Here is a 14,265-nt window from a genome sequence, read left to right on the forward strand (position 1 = left end):
GTGAATGTCAGCATCCGCCGAAGCCACGGTTCTGATCACCCACGAGGTCGGCCTGCACGCGCGCCCTTCAGTGAAGTTCACCAAGCTCGCCAAGTCGTTCGCAGCCGAGGTGGAAGTGGCGGTGGCCGCCAACGGTCCCTGGTTCGACGCCAAGAGCATCGTCAAGGTCATGGCGGCCAAGGCGCCAAAGGGAACCATGCTGCACATAAGAGCGCGAGGCGACAGCGCTGAGCAAGCGGTCGGCGCGCTAGTCGATCTGGTGCAGCGCGACTTCGATGAGGACAGGGATCATGTCCGCTCCGCGTGAGACGGGCTACGTTGCTGCCCAACCCGCCAGGAACGGCTGCCATGCGCATTGAAGGCATTCCCGCCTCTGCCGGCTATGCCGAGGGTCCGCTGTTCGACCTCGACCGGCCACCGGCTGCCTACAGCGGCAAGGCGAGYGCCGCGGAGGAAAAAGGAGCGCTGAAGGCGGCGATCGACAAGGCGGTGAGCCGGTTGACCTCGCTCGTCGAGATCGYGGATGGCGATGCCGCCGGCATACTCGAATTCCATATCGCCATGCTGYAGGACGACGCATTGAGCGATCCGGCTTTCGCGTCGATCRGTTCCGGGCAACCTGCCGATGTCGCCTGGCGACAAGCGCTGGATGCCCAGATCGCCGGCTATGAAGCTTCCGACCAGGACTATTTCCGCGCGCGTGCCGCCGACCTGCGCGACATTCGCGACCAGGTGCTCAGGGCGCTGAGCGAGGACGGAGAGGCGGCCGCGCCTCCCGGCGCCATCCTCTATGGCACGGACATCGCGCCGACGCGCTTCCTCGAAACCGACTGGAGCAGCGGCGGCGGCATAGCACTCAAGGCCGGCAGCACGGCCAGTCATGTCGCCATGCTGGCGCGCTCGCGCGGCGTGCCGATGGTGGTGGGGCTCGGCGCCGCGCCGGACAAGCCCGCCGGGGTCGCGCTGCTCGACGCCGAGCATGGCGGTATCRTGTTCTCGCCCTCGCCGGCGGAGGTCGAGGCGTTCCGGCAGTCGTCCGCCGTCTTCGCGGCGCGCCAGGGCAAGGCGCAGACTTTTTTGGCCCAGCCGGCAGTGACCAAGGCCGGCACAGCCGTGCACGTGCAGGTCAACATCGCCGGCCCTTCCGATGTCGACGGCATCGACATCGCTACCTGCGACGGCGTCGGCCTGATGCGCACCGAATTCCTGTTCGGCAAGGCGCCGCCGGACGAAGAGACGCAGTACCGTGCCTACCGCAAGGTACTGGAATGGGCAGGCGACAGGCCGGTGACCATCCGCACCGTCGATGCTGGCGGCGACAAGCCGGTGCCCGGCTTCACCGTCGCGGAGGCCAATCCGTTCCTCGGCCTGCGCGGCATCAGGCTGTCGCTGGCTCGGCCCGATGTCTTCCGCGTGCAGATCCGGGCATTGCTGCGCGCCGCGGTACACGGCAATCTGAAGGTGATGTTTCCGATGGTCGCCACCGCCGAAGAGTATGCCCAAGCCGCAGCGCTGTTTGCCGAGGAGCAAGTGGCGCTCGCCGCTGACGGTGTTGCGCACAAGGTGCCGCCGCTCGGCATCATGGTCGAGGTGCCGTCGGTCGCGATCGCGCCGGAAGCCTTCGCTGATGTCRCCTTCTTCTCGATCGGCTCCAACGATCTGACGCAATATGTGATGGCGGCGGCACGCGACAACGCCGCTGTCGCGCATCTGAATTCCGTCCGCCATGCGGCGGTGCTGCGGCTGATCGCGTCGATCTCCGCCTTCGGTCGGGAGAACGGGATTCCGGTCAGCCTTTGCGGCGACGCAGGCGGCGATCCGGCCGCCATCCCGGCGCTGATCGAGGCCGGCCTGCGCGATCTTTCGGTCGCGCCGGCGCAACTTGCCATGGCCAAGGYGGCCATCGCGGACGTATCGGTGTAGCGCATGGCCAAGGCCGCCAAGATAGCCGAAGCCGGCTCGGAAGATGCGATCCGCGCCTACAAGACGATCCTGTCGCAGGTCATCGACCAGCGACCCTCCGGCATGCGCCAGCGCCTGGCCGATGCGCTCGGCAAGCACCGCAGCTTCGTCACCCAGATCTCCAGCCCGGCCTATTCGATCCCGATCCCGTCGAAGCATTTGCCGGCTATCTTTTCCGTGTGCCATTTCAGCCCGGCCGAGCGCGACCATTTCCTCGCCGCCTATCACCAGGCACACCCCGGCAAGCTCCCGGCAGCCTCCGGTCAGCGCAAGACGCGCCATGTCTCGCTCATCGTGCCGGATTTCRGCGACGACAAGCAGAACGCCGCGCTCGATCGGGCGATCAACGAATTCATCCAGAGGATCACCAGCATCGCCGGCAAGGGCAGCGGCTGACCACAGCAATTCCAGGAAAAGTGTGCAGCGGTTTTCCGTTCGGAATTGTGTAAATCCAGGACCACTCGGGAGGACTGCCATGAAGAAGTTTTTGAATTCGGTGGACACGGTTCTGACCGAAAGYCTCGACGGTTTCGTCGCCGCGCATTCCGACATCCTCGCGCTCGGCGAGGATCACAAATTCGTCCGCCGCAGAGAGCTCAAGCCGGGCAAGGTGGCGCTGATCTCGGGCGGCGGCTCCGGCCACGAGCCGCTGCATGGCGGGCTCGTCGGCCACGGCATGCTGGACGCCGCCTGCCCCGGTCAGGTGTTCACCTCGCCGACGCCCGACCAGATGCTGGCGGCCGTACAGGCTGTCGACACCGGCGCCGGCTGCCTGTTCATCGTCAAGAACTACGAAGGCGACGTGATGAACTTCGACATGGCGGCCGAAATGTCCGAGGGCGTGCTGCAGGTGGTAACCAATGACGACGTCGCGGTCGAGAACTCGTCATACACAACCGGGCGGCGAGGCGTCGCCGGCACGCTGGTGGTGGAAAAGGTCGTCGGCGCCGCGGCCGAGCAAGGCATGGCGCTGCCCGAGCTCAAGTCGCTCGGCGACCGCTTCAACGCCGCGACACGCTCGATGGGCGTGGCGCTGACCAGCTGCWCAGTGCCGGCGGCAGGCAGGCCGACCTTCGAGATCGGCGACAACGAGATGGAATTCGGCGTCGGCATCCATGGTGAGCCCGGCCGGCGGCGCGATGCTTTGAAGAGCGCCGACGCCATCGCCGAGGAGGTCTGCGCGGCAATTGCCGGCGACCTYGGCGAGCGAGCGAAAGGCCCGGCRCTGCYTTTCATCAACGGCTTCGGCGGCACTCCRTCGATGGAGCTTTACCTGATGTACAACAGCGCCCGCAAAATCTTCGAACGGCAGGGCGTGACGGTGGCCCGCTCGCTCGTCGGCTCCTACGTCACCTCGCTCGACATGGCTGGATGCTCGATCACGCTGGCGATGCTCGACGACGAGACGACCGCGCTGTGGGACGCGCCGGTACACACGGCGGCGCTGCGCTGGCGGATGTAACTTCCGCGCTGGCGTCGCCTGGGCTTTTCTGCGACCATATTCGCAGAGCCTGCCCTTTGTCCGCACCATTGCCCGGTTGATGCTGCCCCCGCTTTCACCTGCCGAAGAAAAACTGCTGCTCGATTTTGCCGACCCCGAAGCGCCGTCCGCTCGCGGCCGGAGGCTTTCGGCAAACGGCTTGGCGGCGCTGCTTGCCAATGCGGAATTCCACGGCGTGCTGCCGATCATGCTGCGCAAGCTCCGGGAAATCGGTGCTGCCGATCTGCCGCAGGATCCTGCCCTTCAGCAGAAGCTCACCGAGCTTCGCGACCGCGCAACCATCGCGACCGGCCAGTCGATGCTGCTGCAATATCACGGCGACCGCATCATGAAGGTGCTAGCGGAGAAAGGCGTTCCGGCCCGGATCGTCAAGGGTCCGGTCTTCGCGCGCAAGCTCTACCGCCATGCCGCCGACCGGCCGTTCACCGATATCGACATACTGGTGGACCCGGCAAATATCGGCGCGGCCAACACGGTGATTGGCGAATGCGGATTTGTCCTCGCAAGCGGCGAAGCACAGTCGCACGACATGCAGGAGTTCAAATGGGTGGAGCAGGAGAATTCCAGCCTGCTGGTCGAGCTGCACGGCAATCTGGTGCATGATTCGGGCATGCGGCGGCGGTTGTCGCTCGGCTTCCGCGAACTCCAGCACATTGACGGCGGCGAGGTCGACACGCCGGCGTCGCTGCTTACCATCGCCATTGTTCACGCCGCCGGCGGCCACAAGTTCCACCGGCTGCAGCTTTGCGTCGATGTGCTGCAAGGCGTGCGCGCGCTGCAATCGCCGGAAGCGGAAACGCGGCTGCTGGAGGCCGCGCGCATGACCGGCATAGAGCTCGAGCTGGCCACCGTCCTCAACGTGACCGGGCGGCTGTTCGCGGAGCCGCGCGCAATCGAGCTTGCCAACCGCATCAAGCCCGATCTCTCGATACGGCTCGCCAAGTGGCTGATCACCGGGAACATGCTGCTTCGCGTGAATTCCAGGGAAAAGATGCGCTCGCGCCTTAGCCGCGACGCCTTCCGCTGGGTCCAGCGGCTGGCTCGGCCAAGGCCGTATCCGGCCTGAGAGCCCGCTCAGCCGGATCCTTCGGTGGGATTGAAGATATCTGTCTAGGCCAGATCAACCGCGGCGCGGATCAGCGATGCGGCATCGGTCGGCCTTGAGCCGACTTCCAGGGTGAAGGTCGAGACCGCCTTGACCAGCGCCGCGATCRCAGCCATCCGCCGTTTCTGCATCGGCAGGAGGCCGGTCATGCCGGTCCTGACATYGTCGGTGGCGAGCGCAACCATCGCATCGGTCCTCGCCATGGGCGTCAGCCGGGTCTGACCGTCGGCCGAGCGCGCAAGGTGCAAGAGCGCCGCGACGGGTCTGGCGTGAACCTCCTCGACGCGGATGATCTCGCCCAGCCGCTCCAGGGAGACCGCCTGCTCACCCTCGGCATCCCATGTGTCGCCGAGGCAGGGCGAGACGAAGGGCAGCATCGCCGAGGTGTTGCGGTGGATCTTCACTTTTCGCGGCATGCCCCAGGCTGAGGCGCTATCCTGAGCCGCCCGCAGGATCATGACATCGTCCGAGCAAAGTCCGAAGCCTTGCGAAGCAAGCGCCAGCGACGTCGTCGACTTGCCAGTGCCGCTCGGCGCATGGATCAGCACGACCGCCTCGCGGTCGGGAAGCGTCAAACCGGCGGTGTGGAGCATGTGCTGCCCGCCCACATCGAGCGCGGCATCGAGCACCATCATCAGCAGCGTCCATTTGACCTTGCTGCCCGGATGAACGCGGATCTCGGCCCAGCCATCATCGGCATGGATGGAAGCCATCTGCAGCCCAGGAAAGATCAGATGGAGGACATCTCCGCTGTCGATTATTCGGCAATGCCCATCCATCGGTACTTCGCCGTCGAAGGCGAGCTTCCCTTGAGGGGTTTCCGGCAGTGCTGATGTCTCGACGATATTGACGCGAAAGCCAAGCTCGACCGCTTCGCTGACGCGCAAGCTGCCGAGCATGAGGTCGAAGCTTGGCCAAAGCTCGGCGCGCGATGCCGATATGGCGATGACCTGGCCGTTGAGGTCATAGCAGAAAGTGGCTGGGGCAGTGGTCAAGCGGCGCGCGCCCCGGCAGTATGGGCATGGGCGTGGTGGCGATAGATCTCCACCATGCCGGGCAGGCTGTTGCTGACCACCGGCTTGCCGTCGAGGCAGACCCAGCAATGCGCCGAGAGGCGCGGCGCGTGCATCGATTTCGAATCGACGCCGAAGCGCAGTTCGGGATCGAAACCGGCCATGCGCAGGAAGCGAAAGCCTAACAGCCCTTCCCGCAAGCATCTGCGGTCGCGCATCAGCCAAGGATGCCGGACCGTGCGGTTGACGCGGGTGACGATGTATGCCGAAGACAGCCCCCGATAGGGTGTTGGCGCGTCGAGCGGCGCCCATTTGAGCACCGTCTCGAAGTCGCGCTGGCCGATCAGGACCRGCATCAGCCGGGCGCTGAGCCACAGATGGACCCGGAATAGCGCGCGCAGAAGCGGTCCGTCCGCCATCACGCGCCCGCGTCGGCGAGGATGCCTTCCGCCACCAGCTCGGCGGCAAGCGCCGTCATGTCCTGATCGAGCGTTGCCTTGTCGACTTCGAATTCATCCGACAGCAGATCGACAATCTGATCGAGGCTGCGGGCGCCATCGACCTTGTCGAGAAAGGCCTCGGTGGTGCCGTTGCAGGTATAGAGCTGGCCGCTGCGCGCCAGAAGCACCACGGCACCATCTCCGACATGCTGCACCGAGGCGTCGTCCGCCATGCGCAGGACTGTTCCAGAGRCGATTTCGACCATGCGCCCACTCCCTTGCTGCAGAGCAATTACCGCGACGTTGCCCGTGCTGTCTATCGGTCGATCGTGCAAGTTTCAAGCGCACGAAATCGGCAGGGCGAACGTTGCGACATCGACCAGGATGCAGGAAGGCATGGCCGGCAAAGGCGACATAAGGCGCATCGCGATCTGTGCGCTCGCTTGGTGCGCTTTAGGTTATTATTTTAGGTATGTCTTCGTCTTGAAACCGGTTCCCACTTTCGGAAGACATGCTTTAGGCTATAGCCAGACGACGAGATGTTCCTGGGGAGGAAAAGTCGATGCCCTCACGCTACCATGAAGTCTATGAGGGCTGGAAACGCGACCCCATAGGGTTCTGGGCCGAGGCCGCCAAGGCAATCGACTGGTATACGCCGTACGAACAGGTCTTCGATCCGACGGCCGGCGTCTATGGCCGCTGGTTCACCGGCGCCACCTGCAACACCTGCTTCAACGCCATTGATCGCCACGTGGCGGGCGGCCGCGCCGACCAGCTGGCGCTGATCCATGACAGCGCGATTGCAGGCACGATCCGGAAGTTCACCTATGCCGAATTGAAGCGCGAGGTGGTCGCGCTCGCCTCCGTGCTCAAGAACCGCGGCATCGGCAAGGGCGACCGCATCATCATCTACATGCCGATGGTGGCGGAAGCGGCCATTGCCATGCTCGCTTCCGCGCGCATCGGCGCCGTGCATTCGGTGGTCTTTGGCGGCTTCGCCTCGCATGAACTCGCCACCCGCATCGACGACGCCAAGCCGAAGCTGATCATCACCGCGTCCTGCGGCCTGGAGCCCGGCCGCGTGGTTGCCTACAAGCCGCTTCTCGACAAGGCGATCGAGATATCGAGGCACAAGCCGGACGCCTGCCTCATCCTGCAGCGCGAGCAGCTGCGCTGCGAGATGAAGGATAATTTCGACATCGACTATGCGGATGCGGTTGCCCGTGAGCGGGCGGCCGGGGCAAGTGTCGACTGCGTGCCGGTCTTAGCCACCGATCCGCTCTACATCATCTACACTTCCGGCACGACCGGTCAGCCCAAAGGCATCGTGCGCGACAATGGCGGCCACATGGTCGCGCTGAAATGGACGATGGACAATGAGTTCGGCGTCGAGCCGGGCGAAGTGTTCTGGGCAGCCTCCGACGTCGGCTGGGTGGTCGGCCATTCCTACATCGTCTACGGGCCGCTGCTGCATGGGGCGACCAGCGTGCTGTTCGAGGGCAAGCCGATCGGCACGCCGGACGCCGGCACCTACTGGCGGGTGATATCGGAGCATGGCGTGGTGGCGCTGTTCACGGCGCCGACGGCCTTCCGCGCCATCAAAGGACAGGATCCGCGCGGCGAATTCGTGCCCAAATACGATCTTTCAAAATTCCGCACGCTGTTCCTCGCCGGCGAGCGCGCCGACCCTGAAACCATCAAATGGGCGGAGCAGAAGCTCAACCGGCCGGTCATCGACCATTGGTGGCAGACCGAGACAGGCTCGCCGATGACCATCAACCCGGCCGGGCTCGGCCTGCTGCCGGTGAAATACGGCTCGCCCGGCGTGCCGATGCCCGGCTACGACATCCGCGTGCTCGACGATGCCGGCCATGAGGTGCCGCGCGGCACGCTCGGCAATGTGGTGGTCAAGCTGCCGCTGCCGGCGGGCTGCCTGCCGACGCTCTGGAACGCCGACGCCCGCTTCCGGCAGGCCTATCTCGACGAGTTCCCAGGCTTCTACAAGACGGCCGACGCCGGCATGATCGACGAGGACGGCTATCTCTATGTCATGGCCCGCACCGACGACATCATCAATGTCGCCGGCCATCGGCTGTCCACGGGAGCCATGGAGGAGGTGCTGGCGGCGCATCCCGATGTCGCCGAATGCGCGGTCATCGGCATCGCCGACCCGATGAAAGGCCAGGTGCCGCTCGGCCTAGTCGTGCTCAATGCGGGCGTGTCACGCGACACCGGCGCCATCGAAAGCGAAGTGGTGGGGCTGGTGCGCGAGCGGATCGGCCCGGTCGCCGCCTTCAAGACGGTGGTGACGATCAAGCGCCTGCCCAAGACGCGCTCCGGCAAGATCCTGCGCGGCACGATGYRGAAGATCRCCGACAAGGAGGAATGGACCATGCCGGCCACCATCGACGATCCGGCAATCCTCGACGAGATCGCGGCGGCGCTGAAGAGCCGAGGCATCGGGCTTTAGGCYATTGCGAAACCGGGCCGAAGGTCGCACTTTGCGAATTCGCCGCGTGCGACGATCGTCTATTGTGCAATGCAACAATAGTCCCTAGTGTTCCTCCGGGGGGCCATTCCGGAGGGACGGGCATGGCCCAGCACAGGACGACGTTCGGCGGCGTCGACATATTGCGTTTCCTGGCCGCCGTGATGGTGATGTTCTATCACTATGGCTTCTGGGTATGGGCGTTTCCCGACGGCGTCTCGGCGCGCGCCACCGGAGGGCTTCCTCCCCATCCCGAAATGGCCTTCGTAGGCTCCGGCTGGGTCGGCGTGCAGGTGTTCTTCGTCATCAGCGGCTTTGTCATCGCCTTCAGCGCCGAGAATTCGACACCGCTCCGATTTTTCGAGGCCCGCGTCAGACGGCTGGCGCCGGCGGTCTGGGTCTGCGCACCGATCTCGGCGATCGTGCTCTTGCTGGCCGACCTTTCCTGGCCGACCGATGCCGTGGTGYGGCTTGCCCGCACTGCGCTGTTCGTGCCTTTCGAGCCATGGGTGGACAGCGTGTACTGGACGCTCGGCATCGAAATCGCGTTCTACGCCATCGTCTGGACCCTGCTGCGGCTTGGCCGCTTCTACCTGATGGAAAAGGTCGCCATCGTCATCGGGCTCGTGAGCACGCTGTTCTGGTGCCTCTATTTCGCCTTCGGCTGGGCCGATCTCGCGGAGACGCGCTGGCTGCAGCTCACGCTGGTGCATCACGGCGCCTTCTTCGCCGTCGGCGTGCTCATCGGGCTGATGCGCTTCAAGGCCGTGACGATTCCCCGTCTCGGCTTCACGGCGCTGTTCCTCGCCGGCGGCGTGCTGCAGATCGTGAGCTCGGTCGACGTGCACAGCATCAAGGTGGAAGCCGCCATGCCCTATGCGCCGCCGATCATCATCTTCCTGGCGGCGACAACGTTGATGGCGTTGTCGCTCTGGATCGATCTTTCCTGGCGCGGCTGGCGCCGCATCGGGCTGATGACCTATCCTCTCTACCTCATCCATGATGTCGTCGGCGCGGCGATGCTCGGCGCCCTGATCCGAGCGGGCGTGCCCTACCTCGTTTCCATCCCGGTCGCCGGTGCTGCCGTGATCGCGGCAAGCTGGCTGGTGGCGGCTGAGGCCGAGCCGCGCATCCGGCTTCTGCTCGACCACACGCTTTTCCGCTACCGGCTGAAAGCCGCCTGAGGCTGCGACATAGGGCCGGTTCTCGTGTCGGCACCGCAGCGCCGGCCAATGTAGCAATCTTTGCATTCGGCTGATATCGAGGCTTGGTCCGCGCCCTGTGGCGCAATGCCCGTGCGAGTACCGAGCCGAAATCCGTGAGTCTGTTCCAGCGATCGAAACGACCCCGCCCCCAGCCGCGCGAACGCCTTGTGATGGATATGCGRGACACGGTGGTCTACGCGGTCGGCGACGTGCATGGCTGCCATGACGAACTGCGCGCGCTGGAGCAGAAGATCGAGCTCGACGCGCAGGCTTTCCGCGGCCGCAAGATCATCATCATGCTCGGTGACTATGTCGACCGCGGGCCTAACTCGCGGCGCGTGATCGAGCACCTCATGGCGCCGCCGCCAAAAGGCTTCACGCGTGTCTGCCTCGCAGGGAACCATGAGGTGGCGATGCTCGCCTATCTCGACGGCGATCTGCCGCGGGAGCCGTGGCTGCGCGTCGGCGGAATGGAGACGCTGTTTTCCTACGGCGTCGATCCGGCGCGGCTCTCAAACCTCTATGGTTCGAGCGACGAGGTGGATGCGCGCATCCGCGCGGTCATTCCGGCCGCCCATGTCGCTTTCATGCGCACGCTGCCGGTGATGGTCTGCTCGGAGAAATTCGTCTTCGTCCATGCCGGCATCAGGCCCGGCGTCGCGCTCGAAGCGCAGGACGAGGCCGACCTGCTCAATATCCGCGAGGAGTTCTTCCGGACCGCGCATCGCCTCGACCGGTGGGTGGTGCATGGACACACCGTCGTCGACGTTCCGAAGTTCGACGGACGCCGGCTCGACATCGACACCGGCGCCTTCCGGACGGGACGGCTGACCGCCATCAGGATCATCGGCAAATATGGCCGGCTGCTGTCGAGCAGGGATTAGAGCAGCTCCGCATCGTTCGAGACGCCAACTGCTCCAACGTATGTTTTGCGCAAAGCCAGACCCGCCGCGCACTTTTCCTGGAATTGAGCTTTTGTCTTGCGCAATTCCGGTCGGAAAACCGCTGCGCACTTTTCCTGGATTGAGCTCTCGTCTTTCRCAATTCCGGACGGAAAACCGCTGCGCACTTTTCCTGGAATTGCTTTTAGGCAGCCTGCTTGGCGCGTCCTTCCGACTTCTCCAGATAGTAGCTTGAGTAGCTGTCGAAGAATTTTTCCGAGCCGCCGAGCGAGCCGTATTTCGACAGCTTCTTCAGATCTACCTTGTTGAGCACCGTGCCGACGATCTTGTCGGCGATGTAGGGCTCCGATTCCAGCATCGAGCGCACCATGGCGCGCGGCGTGCGGCCCCATTCGGTGACGAGCACGAAGCCGTCGACCAACGGCGCGAAAGCCTTGGCGTCGACCACAGGCCCGAGYGGCGGCAGGTCGACGACGATGTATTCGAACGTCTCCTTGGCGTTCTCGATGAAGCGCCGCATGCCGGCCGAACCCAGAAGCTCGCCGGTGTGCGAGAAGTGGCCGCGCAGCACGGCGGGGATAATCGCCAGCTTGGTCTGGCRGTCGACCTTGCCGACAGACTGCCAGGTCTGGCCCTTGACCACCGCCTCCATCAGGCCATGCTCGGTCTCCATGCCGAGACTGCGGCTGAGGCCGGGATTGCGCAGGTCGCCGTCGATCAGCAAGGTCTTGGCGCCGTTGGYGGCGAGCAGACCGGCGAGGTTTGCCGCCACCGTCGATTTGCCTTCGCCGGGCAGAACGGAGATGACGCCGATCACCCGGCTGCCCTTGTCCTCCATCACCACGTCGAAGGCGATCTTGGCGTTGCGGAGCGTCTCGGCGAACATCGAGGCCGGCGCGTCGAGGCTCACCCGCATGCGCGCCCGCCTCTCGGCCGCCGACAGGCTGGTGACCTTGCCGTCGGCCGGCAGGTCGTCCGGCTTCGTATCCTTGGCCTTGCCGCCGCCGATCGTTGGCAGGTAGCCGAGGAACTTCAGGCCGACGCGGTCGCGGACGTCGTCGCCCGTGCGGAAGAAGCGCTCGTTGAATTCATTCAGGCCTCCGAATCCGACGCCGAGCATGAGGCCAAGCACCAGCGCAAGCGCCAGCACCCTGAGGGTGCGCGGGCTTGACGCGGTAAGGGGCATGTTCGCGTCCGAGATGATGCGGACCTTACCGACAGKGAAGGATTGCTGCTGCGAGGCTTCCTGATAGCGGCTGAGGAAGGTCTGGTAGAGCGAGGAGAGCGCCTGCGCCTGCTGGTCGAGCTCTCTCAGTCTCACCTGCGAWTCATTGTCGGCCGAGCTCTGGCCGGCAGCGGTCGCGATCTTCTGCTTGAGCTCGGCCTCGCGCGCCTGCGCCACCTGGAAGTCGTTGCGGTAGCTTTCGGTGAGCTGCTTCAGCTGCCCGAAGATCTGCGCCGAGACGTCGGCCTTCTCCTTGGCGAGCGCTACGGCCTGAGGATGGTCCTTGCCGTAATTCGCCTCGACATCCTGCAACCGCTTCGAGACGGCGAGATAGCGGGTCTTGAGCGCGATGATGACCGAGCTGCTCGGCTGATCGGATGCAATCGCCGAATCGTTGAAAGCATTCTCGGAGCCGCTGTCGACGATCGCCTTGTACTGCTGGTAGCGCGCGCTGGCGCGCGCCGTGTCGGCCTGAGCGATGATGAGCTGGGCGTTGAGGTCGGCGAGCTGCTTACCGCTCAACAACTGGCCTTCGCTGTTGGCGGACAGCCCGTGCTCAGCCCTGAATTTCTCGACCTCCATGGCTGCCTGTTGCGAGCTTTGGCGAAGCTCGTTCAGCCTGYCCTGCAGCCAGACGGCCGCGCGTTCGGTAGCGTCGAAGCTGGCATTGAGCTGGTCCGCGAGATAGGCGTCGGCATAGGCCTTGGTGATGGCCGTGGCTAAAGYCGGATTTGTCGACTGGTAGCCTATCGTAATGACGTTGCTGCGGCCGTTGCGATCCGCCATCAGTTCGGTCTGCAGCTTGAGGACCGCATAGTCGTGCCGCGCGACATTGATCATTGCCTGGCGTGTCGCTTCGTCGACATTCTGTATGCCTGGAATGTCATCCACGCCGGAGCCGCCGCGAAAATAGGCGACCACGCCGCGCAGAAAACCGACGCCCTTGGCGACGAGCGATTGCGGCGGGTTCATGAAATCGTCGTTCTGATCGAGCTTCAGCTTGTCGACCACCACCGACGCCAGCCGCGCAGAGTTGAGAATTTCAATCTGGCTGAGGATTGTCGCGTCCGTCTGCTGCGTGACATTGGCCGCCGAGATGTMGTCCACGACCTTGTTCAGGCCCTCGTCGATCAGCACGCCCGAGAGCGAGGTGTATTGCTTGGGCGTGGTCTGCAGGTACATCACGCCAAGGACCAGGCCTATGACGGCGCAGACCGCCACCACCTTGGCCTGGCGGGACGCCATGCCAAGCAGACGCTCGACGTCGATGAAGTCTTCGCCCTTTTCCGCTTCGGTGCTGGGCAATGGCATCCTCTTGTCGAGAGGAAAATTGGCATAATTCATCTTTGGTCCAATTCCAGGTTGCAGGCGCTACCGGCCTTCGAAAAGTGGCGTCGTTACCAGAAAAGACCACGCGACATTCATGCCACAAGGCGCCCGGCCGGAAAGGCCGAGCGCTTGCATGGCTGTCGCGCCATCGCGATTTCGCATATGCACCCAAAATTTGGGCATTATGCGGCTACTTCCCGGCGCTCGTGCGACCGGACGAATTGCTGCAGCATTTTGAAGACAGGTCCTTTCATGTCGTCGCGTGCCAGAGCAAAGGCGATGGTGGCCTCGATGAAGCCCTCCTTGGAGCCGCAGTCGAACATGCGGCCGTTGAAGGGCTGGGCATAGAAGGGTTGGCTCTCGGCCAGGCGAACCATGGCGTCGGTGAGCTGGATTTCATTGCCGGCGCCGCGCTGCTGGGTGCCGAGCAGGGCGAAGATCTCCGGCTGCAGGATATAGCGGCCGTTGATGTAGAAGTTCGACGGCGCGTTGGCGGGGGCTGGCTTCTCGACCATGGYGGTCACTTCGAAGCCGGACGCCACCTCGGCGCCGCAGCCGACGATGYCGTATTTGCCGGTTTCGGAAGGATCGCAGCGCTCGACGGCAATGACGTTGCCGCCGGTGCGCTGATAGAGGTCGACGGTCTCGGCGAGGYAGCCCGGCGCGCCAAAGGACACCATGTCAGGGAGCAGCAGGGCGAAGGGCTCGTTGCCGATCACATCGCGCGCACACCATACGGCGTGACCCAGGCCGTGCGGCGACTGCTGGCGGATGAAGCTGGTGGCGCCGGCCACCGGCAGCAGGCTTTCCAGCGATTGGAGCTGCGCCTTCTTGCCGGTCTGCTCGAGCGTCCCGATCAGTTCAGGATGCAGGTCGAAATAGTCTTCAATGACCGCCTTGTTGCGGCCGGTGACGAAGACGATGTGCTCGATGCCGGCCTCGAATGCCTCGTCCACCGCATATTGCACGACAGGCTTGTCGACGACGGGCAGCATTTCCTTCGGCATCGACTTGGTCGCCGGCAGGAACCGCGTTCCGAGCCCTGCCACCGGTATGACTGCCTTCCTGACTTTCTGCATCGCTTGTTCCTTCTGA

The 14,265-nt window shown here is 64.4% G+C and carries 13 protein-coding genes; 8 read left to right on the forward strand and 5 right to left on the reverse strand.

The window, feature by feature from the left end; translation table 11 throughout:
* The first annotated feature begins 4 nt into the window (after window positions 1-4).
* The 5 genes from ORS3428_RS02535 to ORS3428_RS02555 all read left to right on the forward strand — a co-directional run bounded on the left by ORS3428_RS02535 (window position 5) and on the right by ORS3428_RS02555 (window position 4,529).
* Window positions 5-307, forward strand: a complete 303-nt coding sequence (locus ORS3428_RS02535; RefSeq protein WP_071094246.1) for an HPr family phosphocarrier protein — start codon at window positions 5-7, stop codon at window positions 305-307.
* Between the two features lie 41 nt (window positions 308-348).
* Window positions 349-1,923 carry a phosphoenolpyruvate--protein phosphotransferase gene (gene ptsP, locus ORS3428_RS02540; RefSeq protein ID WP_071094247.1) on the forward strand — a complete coding sequence of 525 codons (1,575 nt, stop codon included), beginning with the start codon at window positions 349-351 and terminating at the stop codon, window positions 1,921-1,923.
* 3 nt (window positions 1,924-1,926) lie between these two features.
* A complete protein-coding gene (locus tag ORS3428_RS02545) occupies window positions 1,927-2,358 on the forward strand; it encodes a hypothetical protein (RefSeq protein ID WP_071094248.1) in 432 nt (143 codons plus the stop codon).
* A gap of 79 nt (window positions 2,359-2,437) precedes the next feature.
* Window positions 2,438-3,424, forward strand: coding sequence for a dihydroxyacetone kinase subunit DhaK (gene dhaK, locus ORS3428_RS02550; protein WP_071094249.1), 987 nt, complete (start codon window positions 2,438-2,440; stop codon window positions 3,422-3,424).
* A gap of 79 nt (window positions 3,425-3,503) precedes the next feature.
* Window positions 3,504-4,529 (forward strand): nucleotidyltransferase family protein, encoded by a 1,026-nt coding sequence (locus ORS3428_RS02555; RefSeq protein WP_071094250.1) that lies wholly within the window; start codon window positions 3,504-3,506, stop codon window positions 4,527-4,529.
* A 44-nt stretch (window positions 4,530-4,573) separates the two neighbouring features.
* Here ORS3428_RS02555 and ORS3428_RS02560 read toward each other — a convergent pair whose 3' ends face one another.
* From ORS3428_RS02560 to ORS3428_RS02570, 3 genes are read right to left on the reverse strand one after another with little or no spacing between them, the layout of a single operon-like run.
* Window positions 4,574-5,563: a serine kinase gene (locus ORS3428_RS02560; RefSeq protein ID WP_071094251.1), complete on the reverse strand. Its 990-nt coding sequence runs from the start codon at window positions 5,561-5,563 to the stop codon at window positions 4,574-4,576.
* Entirely contained in the window at window positions 5,560-6,000 is a 441-nt protein-coding gene (locus tag ORS3428_RS02565; RefSeq protein ID WP_071094252.1) for a lasso peptide biosynthesis B2 protein, read from the reverse strand. The genes ORS3428_RS02560 and ORS3428_RS02565 overlap by 4 nt, the downstream gene beginning before the upstream one ends.
* A complete protein-coding gene (locus ORS3428_RS02570) occupies window positions 6,000-6,287 on the reverse strand; it encodes a PqqD family protein (protein ID WP_071094253.1) in 288 nt (95 codons plus the stop codon). Before ORS3428_RS02570 ends, ORS3428_RS02565 begins: the two co-directional genes overlap by 1 nt.
* A 296-nt stretch (window positions 6,288-6,583) precedes the next feature.
* On the opposite strand from ORS3428_RS02570, the gene ORS3428_RS02575 reads away from it, so the two are divergent.
* The 3 genes from ORS3428_RS02575 (at window position 6,584) to ORS3428_RS02585 (ending at window position 10,598) form a co-directional block, all read left to right on the forward strand.
* Window positions 6,584-8,491: a propionyl-CoA synthetase gene (locus tag ORS3428_RS02575; RefSeq protein ID WP_071094254.1), complete on the forward strand. Its 1,908-nt coding sequence runs from the start codon at window positions 6,584-6,586 to the stop codon at window positions 8,489-8,491.
* A gap of 122 nt (window positions 8,492-8,613) precedes the next feature.
* The gene (locus ORS3428_RS02580; RefSeq protein ID WP_071094255.1) at window positions 8,614-9,693 is read left to right on the forward strand and encodes an acyltransferase family protein; all 1,080 of its coding nucleotides are present in this window, start codon (window positions 8,614-8,616) and stop codon (window positions 9,691-9,693) included.
* 191 nt (window positions 9,694-9,884) lie between these two features.
* Complete coding sequence (locus ORS3428_RS02585; RefSeq protein ID WP_071094256.1) at window positions 9,885-10,598, forward strand: metallophosphoesterase family protein; 714 nt, start codon at window positions 9,885-9,887, stop codon at window positions 10,596-10,598.
* Between the two features lie 202 nt (window positions 10,599-10,800).
* Here ORS3428_RS02585 and ORS3428_RS02590 read toward each other — a convergent pair whose 3' ends face one another.
* Together ORS3428_RS02590 and ORS3428_RS02595 are read right to left on the reverse strand one after the other, a co-directional pair.
* Window positions 10,801-13,185 (reverse strand): polysaccharide biosynthesis tyrosine autokinase, encoded by a 2,385-nt coding sequence (locus ORS3428_RS02590; RefSeq protein ID WP_071094257.1) that lies wholly within the window; start codon window positions 13,183-13,185, stop codon window positions 10,801-10,803.
* 167 nt (window positions 13,186-13,352) lie between these two features.
* Complete coding sequence (locus ORS3428_RS02595) at window positions 13,353-14,249, reverse strand: UTP--glucose-1-phosphate uridylyltransferase (protein ID WP_071094258.1); 897 nt, start codon at window positions 14,247-14,249, stop codon at window positions 13,353-13,355.
* Between the last annotated feature and the right edge of the window lie 16 nt (window positions 14,250-14,265).

Source organism: Mesorhizobium sp. ORS 3428, from assembly GCF_001854785.1.
Lineage (GTDB): Bacteria > Pseudomonadota > Alphaproteobacteria > Rhizobiales > Rhizobiaceae > Mesorhizobium.

Excerpts from the sequence above, each read along its gene's own strand:
- ORS3428_RS02535 (WP_071094246.1), top strand. The coding sequence starts at position 5 with ATGTCAGCATCCGCCGAAGCCACGGTTCTGATCACCCACGAGGTCGGC.
- ORS3428_RS02555 (WP_071094250.1), top strand. The coding sequence starts at position 3,504 with ATGCTGCCCCCGCTTTCACCTGCCGAAGAAAAACTGCTGCTCGATTTT.